Raw genomic sequence first — 17,276 nt, 5'->3', positions numbered from 1 at the left:
GATAGGCCATTGGCCTAATTGCACCCCGGCTACAGGAGCCTGATCTCGGCATCAGGCCCAAGACGCTGCCAAGGCAGGCCGACCACCAGGGCCTGCAACTGCTCGGGGCTGAGCTCCAACTGCTGTCCCTGCCAATTCCCCGACCAGACGAAGCGCCCCCTATTCAGCCTTCGAGCGGCCAGCCAGATGCCGAAGCCATCGTGCACCAGCACCTTTACCCGGTTGGCGCGCTTGTTGGTGAAGAGGTAGGCACAGTGCGGCTGCGCCGCACCGAACACCTGCACCACCCGGGCCAACGCTGTTTCGGTGCCGGCGCGCATGTCCAGCGGCTCGGTGGCGAGCCAGATGCGCTCGATGCGGATCACCTCAGCAGTTCGCGCAGGAAGCGGGCGCAGCCTTCAGGGTCGTTGCCCGGCCACTGCACCGACAGCTTGCCGGCCCGATGGGGGATGGCGATCTGGATGGCCATGTCGGCCGCATTCGGAGTAGCCGGCAGGCTCGGGACGAGAGGAATCGGAATAAAACTTGAAGATGCAGCGGGCAACTGCGCCTGCTGGCGAATCCACTTGTGCACGAGATTGGCGTTGAGGCCATGACTCAAGGCCACACCGGCAACCGAGGCGCCGGGCTGGATACACTCATCGACGACCTGGGCCTTGAAGGATTTTGGATAGGAGCGGCGTTGGCCTGGCACGGGAGATCCTCCACTAGGGGCTTGAAATGGTGTCCACCAAAAACAGGTGGACACCATGCCGCTAGCTGGAAGAATCGGGGAGGTGTGTTGGCCGGACGCTTACGCATTATCTTCTCCCACGTCGTAGACTCGCAGCCCGACTCCACCCAGCCCCGCCCCGACCGGAAGCCGGGTGCAGCCAAACTGGAGCAGGATCGCCAGGACAATCTTTATCGCGAATGGGAGCACCTGATGAGGTTGGCGCTCTGTTCGCTCAGAGACTTTTTCAGAGATGGAGGTAACGGAAACGCGATCCCGCCAACCTTCCAGGCGAAAGCCGATCCCCATAGCCGTCGGTTGAACAACTACAGCGCCCGGTTTTGGACTGAACAGTCTTCGCCGAGCGAAGTGAGAAGTGTGGAGTCGAAACGCAACTGAATTGTGTGAGGTTGCATTCCGAAGACCGCCCCCGGTATGGCCTTGCGTATCCGCGGACTCATGAAACGCTGACTCCAGCTACTAAATCAGGAGCTGCGCTCATACCTTACGCTTGCCGGCTTCCTGGAATCCAGCAGCCAGCAACGCCGGGCGTAGTGCCTTCAAGGCTTTGGACGGGACACCCAGCCAGAAGAGATTCCGCGCCCGAGTTACTGCTACATAGCCGATGCGCCCCAGCTCAGTCTGCACGCCATCCAACATAGCCTGAATATGTTGACGAGTGGCCACGTACAGTACGGCATCAATGCTTTCGCCCTTGGCCTGGTGAACCGTGTCTATGCGGATCCGTGGCCGTGCTTCCCCAGCCAGATCAACCCCACCATTGAGGGGGCCGTCTGGCAACTCCGTTCGCGCAAGCTTATTCCCCAGACGATCGATGGGAGCCAAACCGAAATCTTGCTGGATCCCATTGAGCAAGGTGCGAACATGCTCCAGCAAAAGACGGTGCCACTCAGTCGCAGCCGCCAGTTCAGAGGACGGTAGTCCGAGTTCGGGATCACGGGTGAAGGTCCAAAGACGCCGCCTGAGCTCGCGCAACGACGCGTCCTGCGAGGGGGATATCAGCTTTGTCAGAAGCTCCTTTGGTGGATTCTCCAGCAGGCTGATGACTGCACGTGACACCGCTTTGAAGGCATCCAAGAAGTGACTGTGCATGTCCCTATGCAGGGCGGCTTCGACAAAGAGTTTGACGGTGCCTCTACCGGAGGGGGCAATCACTCCGGCTAGTTGGTCCGCCAGGGAAGCTCCTCTGCAGAGAATGGCGGCGTCCTCTGTCCGCAACCCGAGACTGGCGACTTCGGCAAGGAAGGCATCGACTAGACGCGGTAACTCTGCCTCGGAATATCCAATGAAGTAGGCACCATTTGTCCCCACTTCGGCCTCGCGGTTAGGCTCGTCATGACGCCCAGATAGGTTGTTCGCCAAATTTAGTATAGGAGGGAGGGAGCGATAGTTTCGGGTCAAGGCATAGGCATCGACACCTCCCCTGTTCCCGTAGTTGCGCAGGAAGTTTCCATCGGCACCAGCGAATTCATAGATCCCCTGGTTTGGATCACCAATGAGGGACATCTGTACGCCTGTATCAGCCAGCAGCTCAAGAATGGCCTGATGCAGCGTCCCGATATCTTGCGATTCGTCAACCAACACATGTGGATAGCGTCGGACCAATGCCCGCAGCACTTCCGGCTGGTTGCGAAGGGTCTGATAGCACCAGTAGCGGCCAAGGTCATGAGTGTAGGCGCCTGTACGCCCGAGCCTGGTGACCACCTGCTTGGCCGCATTCTGGTCAAGCAGCTCCGGGTTACCGCGGTAGTCGTAGTAGAAGAACGGCTCTCCACCCTGAATACCGACCTTCACCTGATTGATGGGTATGGGAAAGTTCCCTGTCTTGCAGGTGAAACCAGCTAGGAAGGGTTCTGATCCGGTCACCAGAAAGGCTGCCTGAAACGCCCCCATCGTCCTGAATGCATGAGGGCGCAGGATGTGGCTCGTAATGAAACCATCCAGAGTGTCGATGTCCACCCGACCTCGGCCGGCACTGTCGGGCAACTTCTGTGCAAGCCCCTGATAGCCTCGACGGAAAGTGTTCACGGCCACATTGGAGAACGATAGTAAGGCCACCCGCCCACGGTCCTCGGCGAGGAGCCGACGCATTTCGACCAACCGACGGACCGCCGTGGCAGTCTTTCCGCTGCCAGCGCAGGCGATCACCGCGAGAGGAACCAAGGGGGCATCGACGATGGCCTGTTGCTCGGCGGATAAATCCATCAGCGCTCCTCCACCTGACAGACGTGCTCGATAGCCTTCCGGATGTAGTCCGGAACCTCACAATTTGCACCGTCACTAATCACCTGGGCCAGTGCTTGGCCGAAGCGCCCCTTCTGCACGTTGTTCTGCCGTCGCTCAAACATGCTACGGAACAGCACGCGGGCCTTGCTGGTGTTGTCCTCTTCGGCTTCAACCGCCTTGCGCAATGCCTTGGCAATCTTCGGATGCGGATCAGCCAAGGCGGTCAGCATTGCCTCGCGGTTGATTTCATGGAGGGCCAGATCGTATTCCAGCGTCTTCACGCCATGAAAGACCTTCACATAGCGATCTTCTTGGGCCTTCATTTTCGCTGTGTTACGGGACACCACCACCTCGTCGCCCAGCGCCGGATACAAGGCCTTGGTCTTTTGGCGCTTGGCCTCTTCGTCCCCTTCGTCCCCTTCGTCCTCTTCGTCCCCTTCGTCCCCTTCGTCCCCTTCGTCCCCTTCGTCCTCTTCGTCCCCTTCGTCCCCTTCGTCCTCTTCGTCCCCTTCGTCCCCTTCGTCCCCTTCGTCCTCAGCCTTCTCTGCCTGTGCCTGGGGATCAGCATCGGTTATTAGGGCGACGGGAATTCTCAGTGCGTTTTCACCGAAGAGAGGTAGGAAAGAGTCAAAATTCAGCCCCTCGACGCTGATCAGGCTCACTCCGTTGGCGCGAAGATCAAAGCCGGCTTTGGTCGCCAGTGCATCGACCAGCATTAGTTCGGCCGCTCCTTCTACAAAGATCACGCGGCGGGCAAAGAAAAGCTCGGCACGGGTCACGTCCAGGTAGCGCTCAAGCTTCTCGCGCTTGCCTTTCTTAAACTGAACTTTGCGGGGAAAGAACGTCTCTACGCGGTCCTCGGACTCAACAAGGCAGGCCAAGCAATCGAGCTTGGCGTTGCTGGCAAAGTTGGTCGAATGGCTGGTGACGAAGAGCTGCACAGGCTTTTCTCCCGCCACCACCGACAGGCTGGCCAGGTAGCGCAGCAGCACAGCCTGAAGTTGAGGGTGCAGATGTGCCTCCGGCTCCTCGACAATCAGCCCGCGGTACGTAGCATCGGTATTCTTGGCCAGCTCGCTAAGTACCACAGCCATGAAGATCAAGTTGTTAAAGCCCAGGCCGTTCTGTTCGATTTCGAATGCATCTACGGAAAGCGACAGGCGAGAGGACAGACGCTGGAAGTCGCTGGCGCTTAGCCCTACGGCAAGTGCTTGGGCGAGCTGGTCGCCGAGCATATCGCTATGGCGGGTGACAATGGCCGCCTGGGTATTGAGGATGGGGGCGTGCTGCTTAAGTTGCTCATCCAGATCCCGTAGGGCTTCATTGATTCCCTCGCGGCCGGCTCCGTCAGTGAACAGGTGTAACAGACGCGAAAGCTGGCTGTTCCTGCTAGGGCGCAAACTCTGCGATGCATCGCGCAGCGGCTGAAGGTACACCCCTCGCAAGTTCTCCATCATGTCGGAGGACAGAGGAACATCCTCGTGATCTCCACACCAGCGTTTGACCCGGAAGCGGCCGGTCATGTCCGCGTCCGAATAACGCACGTGGATGTGCGCTTCCATTTGGCCACCGAGCCCGGGTTTCAGCGCAGCGAGGAAATCCGCCTCGTCATCATGGCTAAGGTCTCGGAATACATAGTGAAAGTCGATGTCTCCCTCAGGCTCACCCTCCTGTGGGCGGTGGCGGTCTTCCACGTCGAAGCGCGGATACGGCTCCTCATGACCGGCTAGCAAGGCCCGTAGAGCGTCGACAACGGCGCTCTTGCCCACATTGTTGGCACCGACCAAAACGTTCAAACCGGCCTGAAAACAAAGCTTCGCCTCGCGGAGCTTGCGGAAATTGGAGATATTCAATTCGGCTAAATGCACTGGAAGCGCCTCCGTCCATGTTCGTTTTAGTGCCCCTGTGCGCCGCCAGTGAAACTGACGCATCCAGCGCGGGCGAGGTGAGTCAGTTTATGAGGGCCAGGCCCAGGTGGAAACATAGAGCGTTCCAGCTGGAAAACCTGTGCGGATGAGCCAGTTTTGGCGGCACGTCCGACCAGCGCTGCACCTACAGCTGAATGTGTTCGCTTCGGACCTGATCAATAACCCGTTGCCTGATTGCCTTGTACATGCGATCTGGAACGGGGCATGCCGAGATAACGCTAAAATCCCACATCCGGCGGGAAATGACCTGCCCATGACCACGTGCTCAAATCCTGAACGCTTCTTGGTCGACGAAGACATTCAGGGTCTGCAGCGCAGGGATCAAGCTGTTGTCTGCGTACTCGCACCCGGTGCTGCAGACCGGCGTCTGGCCACGCTTGTCAGCCTCTTCAGGGTGATGGCCATCCCCGCTTGTCAAACTGACCAACATCGGTTGGTAGCCCGGCTGCCAGGCGACGGTCCCAGGAAAGCTCAACCGGAGCGCCACCAGAATCGCCATACCGGCCCAATCCAGGTCTCCCCAGAATTGAGACTCCCCAGATTCTTGGCCATAGAGCCAGCGGCCAAAGCCTTCAGTATGAAGGGGCTCTTGGCTGCCCAGATTCGAAAAGAACAGCGATGACGTCGCCACCTGCCGCAAGCGAATGGCTGAACCTTTGAATCCGGAAGTGTGCACCATGGCCAACCGGTGGGTTTCAGCATTCACCGAGCGAATCGCACGCTCAAACGACACCTGGTTCTCGATAAACAGGACGCCATCCCAGCCGCCATGTGGCAGGAACACCTGCAGCTGTACGGGCGCCTCCGCAAACGGGCATTCAGGCAGGCCAAGGATCGCTGCCACCATCGCTTGACGATTATCCAGTACCTTGGACATGCCCCAGAACAACTGGGCGGATACCTCACGTAGAAACAAAGGCTCCTTCGCAAGTCCAGTCAATCTATTGAGCTGCTGTACGACGGCCGCCATGTCACGCCCTGGAAGGTCAATGCAGAAATTCCGCACGATCGCTTTGGCTGCCTCTGATACCTGCAGACCGGAGTCCACCGCCGCTCGCCACCGCTCGTTCGCCGTTTGCGGACGTTCGGCCCTACCCGTAGCGATCCTAAGCCATTCACTGTCCCGAATCTCAGCTTTGGGCGCCAGGGCATAGCCTGCACGAGAGATCGCCGCCTTCCCCGGCTTAATCTCGATCCAACCATTCTGGTGCAGTTGTTGGATTTGCGACCACAAGTGCTCCTTTTCCGACTCGTACAAAGCCCTATAGAGCGCAGGCCAGGTGATCTCCGTCAGCGCCATCGCATTAGGTTTGGTTCCACGTTTTTCGGCCGCATCAAGCCTGTTTACCAAGCTGTTCAAGACCTCCTGGATCGCCGGTTGCTGCACCCAAGTCGGTAGGCTCATGGGACAGCCTCTTGCGCTGGCTCCTCGTCCGGCTCCAGAGGATTCTCCATCTCGAACCTCATGCGGGCCTGCTCCCTTGCCACCCTGCGCTGCTGCTCCCACATCGATCGCATCTTGTCCGGTCGCAACTCGCGGGAATCACATTCCGAAATGAAGTCGAGCTCCCCATTCTCCACCGGAGACAGACGGGTAAAGGTGAATTCGCGGGTGAATTCATCACGAATGGCCCCGGCCTTCATGGTGGGAACAGCACAGATCACCTGCAAATTGAGATTGTCACGTAAGAATCCCAAGACCGCGCGCGCACGAGTTTCATCCATGCGCGCGAAGGACTCATCGTTCACCAGCAGCTTGAGGCTGGGGCCTTTGTCGAAGACCTTCAGCTTGTTGGTTACCACTGCGGCCCTGACGATGTACGCAGGCGTTTCGAGCTGACCACCCGACCCGGTGCCCCACTCCGACAACTTGATCGCTCCCCCACTGTCGGAGTGATTCGCTATGTCGTAGACGCGGTAGTTGCGATAATCCGCGATCCGCATCAGCTCCTTGGTTGCACGCTCATGATCGTCATCCAGTAGCAAATCGATCAGCCTGTCCCGGACGGCAATCTGGTTTTCGGTGAGCGATGCAGAACCAAACAGGTCATGGGCCTCATTGGAGGCGGCCATCTCGGCCACGGCACCAAAGAAGGTGTAGTACTCGTAGAATTCCGGCACCCATTTTGACCACTCGATCTCAAAACGATCGGATCCAAACTTCAGATTCCGTAGTTCGTTGTTGAGTATTCGCAACTCACGGACGCCCTCCTCCACCTTACCGCGGATCTCGACGCAAAACTGCTTGGTAAACACATCGCGGAAAGAGGCTTCAGCGTCGGCAAGATCTTGGGCATTGTTCAGGAGACCAATGTTCTTCAAGTCCGCAAGTGTGGCCAGGACTTCGCCCCGCAACAGGACCAAATGGCCATACACCGGATCGAAGCGATCCTGTTCCAGAACATCCGGTACGCCGCTGGTAAAGCGCTCATCTTGCCGGGCGACCCGATTGTGCTCGGCCAGGTCATGCCTGACATTGCCCGCCTTGAGGGATGTCTTCGCACGCATGCTAGGTATTGCAGATTCCAGGTTGTCCTCGCGCCCTTGCCATGTGGCAGCGAGTTCATAGGTAGAATCCAGGAATAGGTTCACCACGTGGGCCCGATTCACGTCGCAAAGGTTCTGTACCCGGTCGACTTCGTTGGTCAACGACTGCACCACTGCGGGTCTACGCTCCTCCAGCGAGGTAATCGTCCCGTTCCACTCCTCAATGCTGCTCATGGACACCGCCACCGCACCGACGAGTTTATTGCTAGCAACTTCGACCGCCTGCAAATCTGTGTTCAGCTTCGCGATCTCGGCCTCGAGATTCACGATTTCGGTGAGGTCAAGTCTGGCCAACGCCTGACGGATCTTTTCAAGGTCCGTTGCTGCGTCCTGAAGCGATTGGAACTCCAACACGGGCTTCTGCAAGCGCTGGACCACGGTGATGATTTCCTGCAGGTCAGTTTGATGGCCTCGTACTGTGCTGAGCTGCTGCTCAAGCTCGGCAATCTCGGCTGACAGCCTCTCGATGGCCACTGCTCGGGCCTTCTTGCCAAAGACCAACTCCACATCTTTCGCGCTGAACATCGTCCGGGATCCACTGCCCTTCCCATTCATGGTGAGGCCACGCGGCGTATGCCTCAGCTCCTTGCTGGAGGCCACTTTCACGACTCGACCGTATTGTTCGATGAGATAGGCCTTGGCTATGCGATGCTCGGTGGTCAGCTCGTGGATAATCGATTCTGCTGGCACTCGCGATGGGTCAGCATGCTGTTGGCAGTACTCGCCCTGGATGACCTTGGTTTTCAGTCCCAGCCGCTGGGCCGTGTCGATCGCTTCCCGTTCAAACTCGGCGGGCACAACGAAGTTGAAACGGGCGTCAGCCAGATAACCTTCGATTGCCGCTTGCCATTGGTCGGAGGCCGGTTCAATCAGGTCGCAAAGCACCTGCACGTTGGCGCTGGGCATGGCCTCCCGCATACGGTCCAGCGCAACACTGACCCATTTGGGGTAGTTTCCACCGCCGGTCACTATCCGCGCCCGGGCGCTTTCCTTGTCTCTCAGCTCGTTACCGAGTTGACGGATAGCTTCGGAGACCGGCGACTGAGCGGCGTAACACTGCAGAAGCAGGCTGGGTTCATCCGTCCCTGCCAGGGCTGAGTACAGCCGCCCCCAACCGGTTTGAATGCTGGTGCATTGGGCGGCCACGTCCCGGAGCATGCCGGTATCGAGGTCTGACTGAGCGGCCAGCATCAGCAACTGGCTGTTCATCCCCTGCAATTGAACACGCTCTAATCCGCGGTGTGCAGCGGTAACTGCCTCCATGGCCTGGGACATTCCCGCCATCTCAACGGGAATGTGCCGGCCTAGGACATTTTCTGCAGCCGTCGATAGATTCCGAGCCTGGTCAAGACCGTGCAGTAAAGCCGAAACACACTGAGCTGCTGCTGTTGCAGCCAGCTTGGCTTGTGCCTCGAGGCTCTGCTTTTCCTGATGGACTTGGAACCCCATTAGTTTGGTGTTTAGGGCGCCCACTTGGCGATTGAGTTCGATCTTCTGATCGTTCAGGCCCACAAGCTGCGTCTCGCTCTCCAGGATGGCTGCTCGTTGGTGCTCCACCTGGTTGCGGTATGACTCAAGGGCAGCATCGACGCGCAGCACGTTCAGGTGCCTCAGAGCTACTTCATGCTTGAGAACAGACTCGTGGCCAATGATCGTGTCGGTAATCTTTTCGGTCAGCAAGGCGAGTCGGTCATGCGTCGCCTGCAAGCGCTCACTCTCCTTCCGGAGGTTGGTGACTTGCTTCATCAAACCGCTGATGCGTTCGATGCCCTCCTGGAGAGCCTTGCCGTCAAAGGCGAGAATTTCGTCTTTGACCAGGTCATTCACCGAGCCAATCTTCTTGTATGCGATGGACTCTACCCAGGCCTTGGCAGCCGCTCTGGCGTCCTCCCACGTAATACCGCTTTTTCCGCGGAAGCGGCCATACAAAGCACAGAGATAGTCGCGTTTGCCTGGGAATTGGATGGGGTTGTAGCCCTTCCCTCTGAGCATGCGGACCACCTCCTCGACCGCCACCCATTCCTGCTGCGATCCGTCCTTGAACAACTCAGCCACGGAGAGACGGACGCCATCCAAAATGATCAACACCTCAGAACGCTCCAGCACGGGGATTCGGCTGCTCCCAACGGTGTCGACCCGTGCCGAGGCGGCGACAAGCGCCGTGAAGGGTTTGCCCCCCTCCTCCCCCTTGTCCGGCATGAACACTGCGCCTACATAGGTCTGAGCACCGTCCGGCCTCGAAAACTTGCTGTACTCGGCTCCAACCACGTAAGACTCCAGGTTCCTCTTAGTCTTCTGCCGCTGGTCCTGGGTTACTTCGCCCTGGGCTGGGTTGAAGTGAAGGATGCCCTTGTAGCCCGCTGTCATCAGCATCTGCAGAGCATCCAGGAAGGTGGATTTGCCGGCGCCACTCCCTCCGGTCAGCAAGGTCATGTCGCCGAGCTGGTAGTCCCCCGGTTCAATTTGCCCCCAGTTACCAAGAATCAGATGGTCAATCTTCACGGTCCTGCTCCTCGACGGTGGCCTGCACTTCGATCACCCCATCGGCGTCCAATGCTGATAAAAGGGCGTCATTCGTGACGACTCCCAGGATCATCGGCCGAATCGCAAGGAATGCATCCTCGTCAGTGATGCTGAAGCTGGCGTTGAAACGCAGGATCTTGTGCCGCCGCAGCTGCCCCAGCAGCTCCATTTTCTCCCCTGCTGTCGACGGCAGGTTTCGGCGCAGTTGCGTCTGCATCGTCGCAGCAAGGTCCTCAAGCGAGATCATCGCTTCGCCATTCAGCTCAATGCTCCCCGCATTGAGGTGCTCCTGGTAGATGAAACGCAGCGCCAGTGCCGCGGCGACAAAGTCCGGAGTGAGCTTCGCCTTCAATGCCGGCACCGGATCGACGTCGTCATCTGGCAGTCCGTCCACGCGCGCGCCTGGCGCATAGAGCCGAAAGAAGCAGGCGTGGCTGTCATGGTGGAGACGAAGGCCCGCAATGTCGAAATAGTCAAGGAGCAGCGGCTCCACTCTCCGGGCATCGTCGTAGAGGAACTGCTCGTTCCGATCGTCATCACGGACGATTACCCCCTGTGCCAGCAGGCGAGTGACGATCTGCCGAAAACGGTCGAGGCTCAGGTTGTGCAAATTCAATTGCGAGTTAACGGTGGAAATCAGGTTCATTCCCTCGCTCCCTGAAGTCGATGAGATAATCGCAGCCGCTGTAAAAGTCGGTGTCGAAGCGGAGTGCAAGTTTGGTGGCAACCAGATCATTGCACTTCGCGCTCCGTACTGCCTCGACCGCCTGGAACAAGCGAACGGCCTGCCTTGCGGTTTCACGGGGCAATGAGGACAGCCGTATTCCTCTGCCGACTAGGCGCAGCTCCTGGCGGAGCACTGCCACAATATCCTCGTTGGGAATTGAGAAGGTTTCGGCTTCGGCCCGCATCATTGCGGCCTCCAATCGGGCCTCCCGAGTGGGGCGCGGCCTGATGGTCACCGTGAGAGATTTGCGCCGCTGGGTAGCGGAGCGGAGCTTGAGTGCAGAGGGATCAAGTAGCCGAATCTCGACCGCCGCCATGTCGGCGGCAATTCTGGACAGGATTGAGTCCTGAATATCCTGTGGCGAATTTGCCAGGCGCTGGATCACCGCCATGAAGCTGTGGCGGTTGTGTCCGGTTCGCAGCATCATCGATTGCTGGATAAGGCCGGTAACCCGGCGGACGTAGGCCTCCATGGACTTCACAAACATGGGCTGCTTGGTGTCGCACGCAGCGTCCACCATTTCTCCGATACGCTCGAGCATCCATTCGAACACTGAGTCCCCGGTGTGCTCACTCACCGCCCAGTTGGCAATCTCCCGAAGGTCATTCTCGAATCGCCGGTACTGAGCGGCGGTGACTTCGGTTCGCAGCTTTTCCAGATTCTGCCGAATCGATTGGCGGTTCAGCGTGGCGCTGTCCGCCGTTAGCTGCTTGGAGTAGTCACGACGGAAACGCTGTAAGAACTCCACGAAGTCGTCCCAGCGGACTACCAACGACGCCTCGCGCATCAAGCTTCGTGCGAGATCCTTGAAAAGGTCGATACCCTCCGTCAGGTCCTCAATTACCTTTTCGGCGAATTCGTATGCGTCTACCAGGTCATGGGCATCGTTCCTGCTCAGCGCCGCTGCCAGTGCGTTGCGACAGCTCCGCATGTTGCGCTGTCGGCTCCGGCTTGGCCGGTGCAACGACCAGAAGGCTTCAGCGAACAGCTTGCCCGTCCTGGAGAACCTGAAGCTAGTGACCAGGCCTTCTCGCTCGATCCCCTTTTCGAGCCAGCCATCTTTCAGCAGAGCCCGGATGACCAATCCGGTCATCTGGAGGGGGTCGTTGGCATCGGCGGAAGAAAACTCATCCTGGTCCGCAGCCTCGACGGGCCTAGCCAGATGCTCCTTGACCACAGGCAGCACCAGCTCGGTCAAATCGTCCCGTCCGAGGTTGTGTGCATAATCCGCCGCAGGACCGTGCAATCGGTCATAGAGCAACCGAAGGCAGGTCGCGAAGAGCTCGCGGCGCGACGAGTTCAGTGGCCGGAAGAATCTTCCGCGGTCAGCTTCAAAGAATTTTGATTCGTTCACGTAGGCTACTCCCAGCCTATCCGCGCAACTGACGAAGCACCCCGATAACGTCCCAGTCGCACGACTCCATTTCTATTACGTAGGCGCCCTCCGCTCTAGACTGCGGTGCGGGGCCCGTTCCTGCTGCCAGGCCACGACAAGGCGTGCTCATCATCCGGCAATATTACCGTGACAGCATGGCGAATCGTTGTCTATGCGTCGACTGTTACGTGCCGCGCCAACGATCTGGCTAGGTCGTTGGGGAACGCGGGCATACTCCAAAGGGTTTTTCCTAGCCAAAACCGTAAGTCGAGAGCGCGTCGCGAGGAAAGGGACCATGGCAAGAAATACCCTTGCAGGCCAGGTACTCGCTGCATCCGACGCTCGACCTAAATAACCTGCTCGTGATCAAGGTACTGTCTCGGCTGAGTCGGATCTGAAGCGACGCTGAACAGCAGTCGAGGCTGGCCATCTCGACCGGAATTTCGTGAGCGCACCGTAGCAGCAGCTTTGCCTGCCCGACTTGGTGTATGCAGGCAAATCAGGTCACGGTATCAATCTGAGGTGTCCGCGGGAGGAGACGGTTGCCCATCAACAGGTCCCTCGGCCCATGCAGTCAATTCACATCAGAAATACCACGACGGGCAGATCTAGTCGGTTGGCTCACTGGGCGAGAGCTTGCGCTTCAAGGAGAGCACACCCTCGATATGCTCAAGGACCAACTCATCCCCCACGGCCCATCCCAGACCATCGAGCAACGCGGAAGGTAGCTCGATGATGGCGTCACCGCTGCCGTCTCCAGGGTCTTGGCAGGCCACTCGCCAGGTTTTGGGCTCAACCATGGTCATATCCTCATCACGTAATTACATCGCAGGCAATCGAGTAGACGGTCCCAGCCAGGCCACGTGAGTGCAACCTGGACCGGCCTGCTATGACTTGCTGGGATCGGTCGCTCATCAGTAGCGGTACTCTTGCGGCGAAAAGCGCCCCTTGGGGCCAAACAGCAACATGGCCGCAAGCCTTTCCAGGTAGGCCGCCGCTTCCGTCGGCGCGTACTGCGCGAAATACACCCGCTGCGCCGCAGACAGGGTGGCGCGGTGCGCAAGGCAAGCCTTCACCATCTCCGCCAGCACATAGCCGCGAACGTCATAACCTGCATCCATGGCGCGCAGGACGGTATGATAGCAGGCGTGGTAGGTCGATTGCAGACCGACCTGCCGTTGGGTAACGTGACTCATCCCTGACTCCCGGCCTGCCAAGAGGCCAGAAACTGCAACACCTGCTCGACCTGGCCCTGACTGACCAGTTGCTCCGCGGTCCGCTGCTCGAAGGTCGGTAAGGACTCGTGGCGAAACCAGGCGATCGCCCGCTCGACGGCCACCCCGCTCTCGACAACGGTCAGTACCACGCGCAAGGAATCTTCGATGAACTGTTGCGCGGCGGCCACTTCGGATGCGCTGACAGCACCCGGCTGGCGGTGACGATAAGCATTGAGCTGCGCGGCAAAAGCGGCCGGGCTAAGGCCGAAGACCTCGGCATAGCGCTCAGCCGAATAGGCCGCCCCCTTCGGGGGGCGCAGGTAGTCGTTCAGCTCGGCAGCCGACGACGCCGCTGGCTGGAATGCCTCCCGGGTCATGGCTCGTTCCTCCTGGCGCATTTCACTCACAGCATGCCCGCAAACCGGCGGCGGGCAAAGTCCCTTCGCTAGCTGGGACCTGCCGGTTTTCGTTGCCGTTTCGCCGGCGTGGCGCGGGTGCGCTTGGGCTGCACCGGCTGCTTGCTCACGGTCTTGGGTTGGACGGTCACCGCCCTACTCGCCTCCCGGGCACGATCGACTTCACGGTGGGCGCGATTTTCCAACCCACACACATAGGTGGCCGTGCCATCATATTCCTGCACCAGTTGCTGCTACACGGCCTGCAGCTCCTGCCTCAGCGCATTGGCCTCGAGGTCTCAGCCAATTGCTACCGTTGCTCATCGGCCGGCAGAGCGACTTCATCGGCACTATGTGGGCGCCGGACTTGCAGTGCCAGTCTCTGACCGTCCTTAGCTCTGATGGCGAGCGCCCCGTAAGATAGCTGCATCGGCTTGCTAGCGTGACTCGCGAGCAAGCCATATGCTTGGACTTCTGTGGCCACTCGTTGAGCAGTTGCGGGGCCATTCGCGAGCGTATTCGGCAAGGAGCAGCAATGCAGGAAATTCGTTTCTATCGGGCAAACGAAAAGCCCTATGGCGCCTTCAGCAATCTATACAAGCGTGAAGTCCTGTTTGAGGGGGTTGTTTACCCCACATCTGAACACGCCTACCAGGCTGGGAAGCCACGCAAGGAAGCCGTGCGTGATTGGATTCTAAGTGCGCCCTCTCCCGCTCTCGTTGCCATGGCGGCCCATGGGCTCTACTGGTGGGATATCCGACCTGGCTGGTCGAAGATTAAATTTGATCGGATGCGTGCAATCCTCCTGGCCAAGTTCACCCAGCATGAGGACTTGAAAGCATTGTTGCTGTCGACCGAGCAGGCGCGCTTGGTGGAGTCGGCCACAGTCGACAACGAAGTCAATCGCACGTGGGGCGAAGTCAACGGTAAGGGGAAAAACATGCTTGGGGTTTTGCTCATGGAAGTTCGGGAGGAACTCCTGCACGCGGTGTCAAAGCCGGCGAACAATCCAGCCAAAAAGTCCAGAAAGGTCGTCCCAGCGATTTAGCTTAACTCTTCGCCGAACAGCAAACCTGCGGCGCATCATGTCCTTCAAGGGTTAAGGTCTGCGCCTTTTGCTGGGTGAGCTTGCCAAATTGCTTGGCTCCCAGCAGGCCCTGCTGATTGGCCCTGTCTGCACACAGTTCCCATGCCAGCGAGAGAATTTCAGCTGGCGTGAGAATCTTCAGCAACCCCCTGGCTCCACGGGTGAGACAGTTGAGTGAGGACAAGGCCTGGCCAAATGCCAGCGCATGCTCCAGCTCCAACTCCCGCAAGTCGTGCCAAGTGCGCGAGCATCTCTGCAGTAAGGCATACACCAGTCCGGCGGTGCACCAGTCGCCAGCACCGGACGTGTCTTCAACTTGGGGGACGGCAAAGGCCGATAGTTGACGCCACGCGCGGCCGGTGGCGGCGCTGCGAAATCGCAAGCCGCTCGCGCCTAATGTCTGGATTTCCGCCAGAACGGAACTCGGCATGTCGCACGAAAGTGCCTTAAAGCGCTCATCTGCGTACTTAACAATATGCGCATGGTGCAAGATCGCCTCAAATAGCTCCGGGTCATCTCCCGCACTGGAAGGTTCAAAGACCACCAGTGCGCCCGATTCGTGGTAAGACTTGGCCAGTTCGTATCCCGCTCTGGTGGGCCGGTCCAAGTAAAAGACGTCGGTTTGGGCCTGCCCCTCGAGCGCCTTACTTACGATGCTGCCGTCGAACTCGACCACCGGATGATGTTTTTCCCCGCAGCACGGGCAAGCAAAGCTAAAGCGATGAGTCGCCGAACCATTACGGCTTGTCGGCAATTGATGCTGATAGATGACATTGGTCCGCTGAGCGCTGGAACGGTCCACAAAGCGTAAATCGGCGCCAATGGACTGCAGTTCGTTGCAGAGGCGTTCACCTGCAATGTCCTGGCCAAAGCTGGCAACTGGGGTTGCGGTCCAGCCGAGGGCCCCCAAAATTGACAGGACGTTCCCTGTCGAGCCACCTAGCGCAGAGCCTAATCGGCGCGAGTCCGCCCCAAGAATTACGTCTAGCGCAAACAGCCCGGTACCGACTATTCGATTCTGCTGCCACATACGCCCTCCTCCCTGTCCTGGGAGATGCTTACCGATTGCGCAACCAAGCATGCCACATGCGATCTGGCATCGCCGTAGAGACCAGTGGAACTGCGTGGTCGTCACATCGGTAGCCCATCGTCTCGCAGTATATCACCGGCAGATCTAGCGCAATGGCGGCAAACAGCATCCCCAGACTGCCCATCTTGCTGCCACTGGGCGATAAGATGGTTCGGGGCGGCGTCGCCTTGAAGTCTCCCAGGGCCATGCTGCGTCCACTGTGTATCCGCTTGATCGTCTCAAACACATCGGTTGGGTCCGACTCATGCGCGTAGATGATATCCAGGAGATTGACGTCCCAGTCCGACAAGATGAGGCGCCGAAACTCGCGCAGCAACCGGTCGCCACGGCGCGGGTCGAGCGCCGGGAATGGAAGGATAGGTGCGACTTCATCCGGCTGTTCCTTGCGGTAGATGCGCTCAAGCGAGTCATGGTTGTTCTCAGACAGCTGCGGGATCCACAGCTTGATGGCATTGGTCACTTCGTCGGTACCCATATCGGCCTGGAATCCGTGCATGTACTGCGGCGACTCCGTATACATTGCGGCGGCCTTCAAGGGGCTGGCAGGTCGGTCGGCAATCACCACGTGGGCGCGTGTGGGAGCGCTTTCATATGCCTGCCGTACCAAGGGGAAACAGACCCCGCGCGACATAGTGGTCGCGTCCACTATAACGTCGGAATAGCCCTTGGCTAGCCATTGGCTAAAGGCAGAAGCCGCGCTCCGACCGGCAATACTTGCAGTGTCGTCGGCAATGATCGAGACCGTTCCGAAGCTGACGCTCCGTCCGACCAGGCAGCGCTCTAACTCGTGCCGGTTTTGATCGGCAGATGCCTGGAGAATGGCCGAGACCTCGGGCCGCTGTTCAATCAGAAACAGAAAGTCGAAGCATTCCAACGCGGCAATCAAGCGTGGAAAGTACAGGCAGGCATCGTTGAAGCCCAAGGTGCCGACAAATAGTGCCTTCTTGTCGGCCGTAAAGTAGCCATTAAAGAAAGCTAGGCACTCTTCTTTATCTTTGTGAGTGATCAGTTGCAAGGTGCTCACTCCTTGAGTAGGGACTGCAGCCCCGACAGCGTGTCTTCGATGAATCCCCCCCGACGTAGCGTAAGGCCATAGGCAATGCTGGGAATGGCACCTAGCTCCAGCAGGCACCATACCCGCCCTTTACAGCGATACTGCGGCACGAAGACCAGCGCTTTATAAGCAAAGGCGTAGTGCAGGACGCGGGTCAGCCGCTCGGACCGTGCCAGCACCTGGTCCATTTCTTCCTGGGGTATGCCAATCGCGTTAGCGCCGTGATCGAGAGGCGCATTGGGCAGCAAGGTGCGCGAGGGTGTGCAGAATTTTGTGTAACCGGGGTTAGGGTTACTGCTGCGGCAGGCGGTCTTCGTAGCTGATCGTAAAGCGAGTCAGCGCCGCCTTCCAGTCACGGATCGGCATCGTCCATT

At 58.8% G+C, this 17,276-nt stretch carries 15 protein-coding genes; 1 reads left to right on the top strand and 14 read right to left on the bottom strand.

What is annotated here, in order from left to right; all coding sequences use genetic code 11:
• Positions 1 to 29 precede the first annotated feature (29 nt).
• The 11 genes from tnpB to AC4OR5_RS09615 all read right to left on the bottom strand — a co-directional run bounded on the left by tnpB (position 30) and on the right by AC4OR5_RS09615 (position 13,653).
• Positions 30 to 365 (bottom strand): IS66 family insertion sequence element accessory protein TnpB, encoded by a 336-nt coding sequence (gene tnpB / locus AC4OR5_RS09665; RefSeq protein WP_033986756.1) that lies wholly within the window; start codon positions 363 to 365, stop codon positions 30 to 32.
• Entirely contained in the window at positions 362 to 694 is a 333-nt protein-coding gene (gene tnpA / locus AC4OR5_RS09660; RefSeq protein WP_033986757.1) for an IS66-like element accessory protein TnpA, read from the bottom strand. The genes tnpB and tnpA overlap by 4 nt, the downstream gene beginning before the upstream one ends.
• Before the next feature lie 516 nt (positions 695 to 1,210).
• Positions 1,211 to 2,938 carry a UvrD-helicase domain-containing protein gene (locus AC4OR5_RS09655; RefSeq protein ID WP_033986759.1) on the bottom strand — a complete coding sequence of 576 codons (1,728 nt, stop codon included), beginning with the start codon at positions 2,936 to 2,938 and terminating at the stop codon, positions 1,211 to 1,213.
• Complete coding sequence (locus tag AC4OR5_RS09650) at positions 2,938 to 4,827, bottom strand: ATP-dependent nuclease (protein WP_141995281.1); 1,890 nt, start codon at positions 4,825 to 4,827, stop codon at positions 2,938 to 2,940. The genes AC4OR5_RS09655 and AC4OR5_RS09650 overlap by 1 nt, the downstream gene beginning before the upstream one ends.
• A 325-nt stretch (positions 4,828 to 5,152) precedes the next feature.
• Positions 5,153 to 6,292, bottom strand: coding sequence for a hypothetical protein (locus AC4OR5_RS09645; protein ID WP_196740696.1), 1,140 nt, complete (start codon positions 6,290 to 6,292; stop codon positions 5,153 to 5,155).
• Positions 6,289 to 9,936, bottom strand: coding sequence for an SbcC/MukB-like Walker B domain-containing protein (locus tag AC4OR5_RS09640; RefSeq protein ID WP_052156576.1), 3,648 nt, complete (start codon positions 9,934 to 9,936; stop codon positions 6,289 to 6,291). Before AC4OR5_RS09640 ends, AC4OR5_RS09645 begins: the two co-directional genes overlap by 4 nt.
• On the bottom strand, positions 9,926 to 10,603 hold the full coding sequence (locus tag AC4OR5_RS09635; protein WP_033986766.1) for a DUF4194 domain-containing protein: 678 nt from the start codon (positions 10,601 to 10,603) through the stop codon (positions 9,926 to 9,928). Before AC4OR5_RS09635 ends, AC4OR5_RS09640 begins: the two co-directional genes overlap by 11 nt.
• The gene (locus tag AC4OR5_RS09630; protein ID WP_033986769.1) at positions 10,581 to 12,038 is read right to left on the bottom strand and encodes a Wadjet anti-phage system protein JetA family protein; all 1,458 of its coding nucleotides are present in this window, start codon (positions 12,036 to 12,038) and stop codon (positions 10,581 to 10,583) included. Before AC4OR5_RS09630 ends, AC4OR5_RS09635 begins: the two co-directional genes overlap by 23 nt.
• Positions 12,039 to 12,667: 629 nt before the next feature.
• Complete coding sequence (locus AC4OR5_RS09625) at positions 12,668 to 12,859, bottom strand: DUF192 domain-containing protein (protein WP_033986771.1); 192 nt, start codon at positions 12,857 to 12,859, stop codon at positions 12,668 to 12,670.
• 114 nt (positions 12,860 to 12,973) lie between these two features.
• A complete protein-coding gene (locus AC4OR5_RS09620) occupies positions 12,974 to 13,255 on the bottom strand; it encodes a hypothetical protein (protein WP_033986774.1) in 282 nt (93 codons plus the stop codon).
• Complete coding sequence (locus AC4OR5_RS09615) at positions 13,252 to 13,653, bottom strand: hypothetical protein (protein ID WP_033986777.1); 402 nt, start codon at positions 13,651 to 13,653, stop codon at positions 13,252 to 13,254. The genes AC4OR5_RS09620 and AC4OR5_RS09615 overlap by 4 nt, the downstream gene beginning before the upstream one ends.
• 553 nt (positions 13,654 to 14,206) lie before the next feature.
• On the opposite strand from AC4OR5_RS09615, the gene ybiA reads away from it, so the two are divergent.
• On the top strand, positions 14,207 to 14,719 hold the full coding sequence (ybiA, locus tag AC4OR5_RS09610; RefSeq protein ID WP_012075817.1) for a riboflavin biosynthesis intermediates N-glycosidase: 513 nt from the start codon (positions 14,207 to 14,209) through the stop codon (positions 14,717 to 14,719).
• Position 14,720: 1 nt separating this feature from the next.
• Here ybiA and AC4OR5_RS09605 read toward each other — a convergent pair whose 3' ends face one another.
• Genes AC4OR5_RS09605 through AC4OR5_RS09595 form a run of 3 tightly spaced genes read right to left on the bottom strand, consistent with a single transcriptional unit; the run spans position 14,721 to position 17,090 of the window.
• Entirely contained in the window at positions 14,721 to 15,788 is a 1,068-nt protein-coding gene (locus AC4OR5_RS09605; RefSeq protein WP_071535374.1) for a PfkB family carbohydrate kinase, read from the bottom strand.
• 28 nt (positions 15,789 to 15,816) lie between these two features.
• Positions 15,817 to 16,863, bottom strand: coding sequence for a hypothetical protein (locus AC4OR5_RS09600; RefSeq protein WP_033986780.1), 1,047 nt, complete (start codon positions 16,861 to 16,863; stop codon positions 15,817 to 15,819).
• Between the two features lie 5 nt (positions 16,864 to 16,868).
• Positions 16,869 to 17,090 carry a hypothetical protein gene (locus tag AC4OR5_RS09595; RefSeq protein ID WP_491952827.1) on the bottom strand — a complete coding sequence of 74 codons (222 nt, stop codon included), beginning with the start codon at positions 17,088 to 17,090 and terminating at the stop codon, positions 16,869 to 16,871.
• Between the last annotated feature and the right edge of the window lie 186 nt (positions 17,091 to 17,276).

The organism is Pseudomonas sp. YA1 (assembly GCF_058680555.1).
This window is presented reverse-complemented; position numbering and strand designations above follow the sequence as displayed.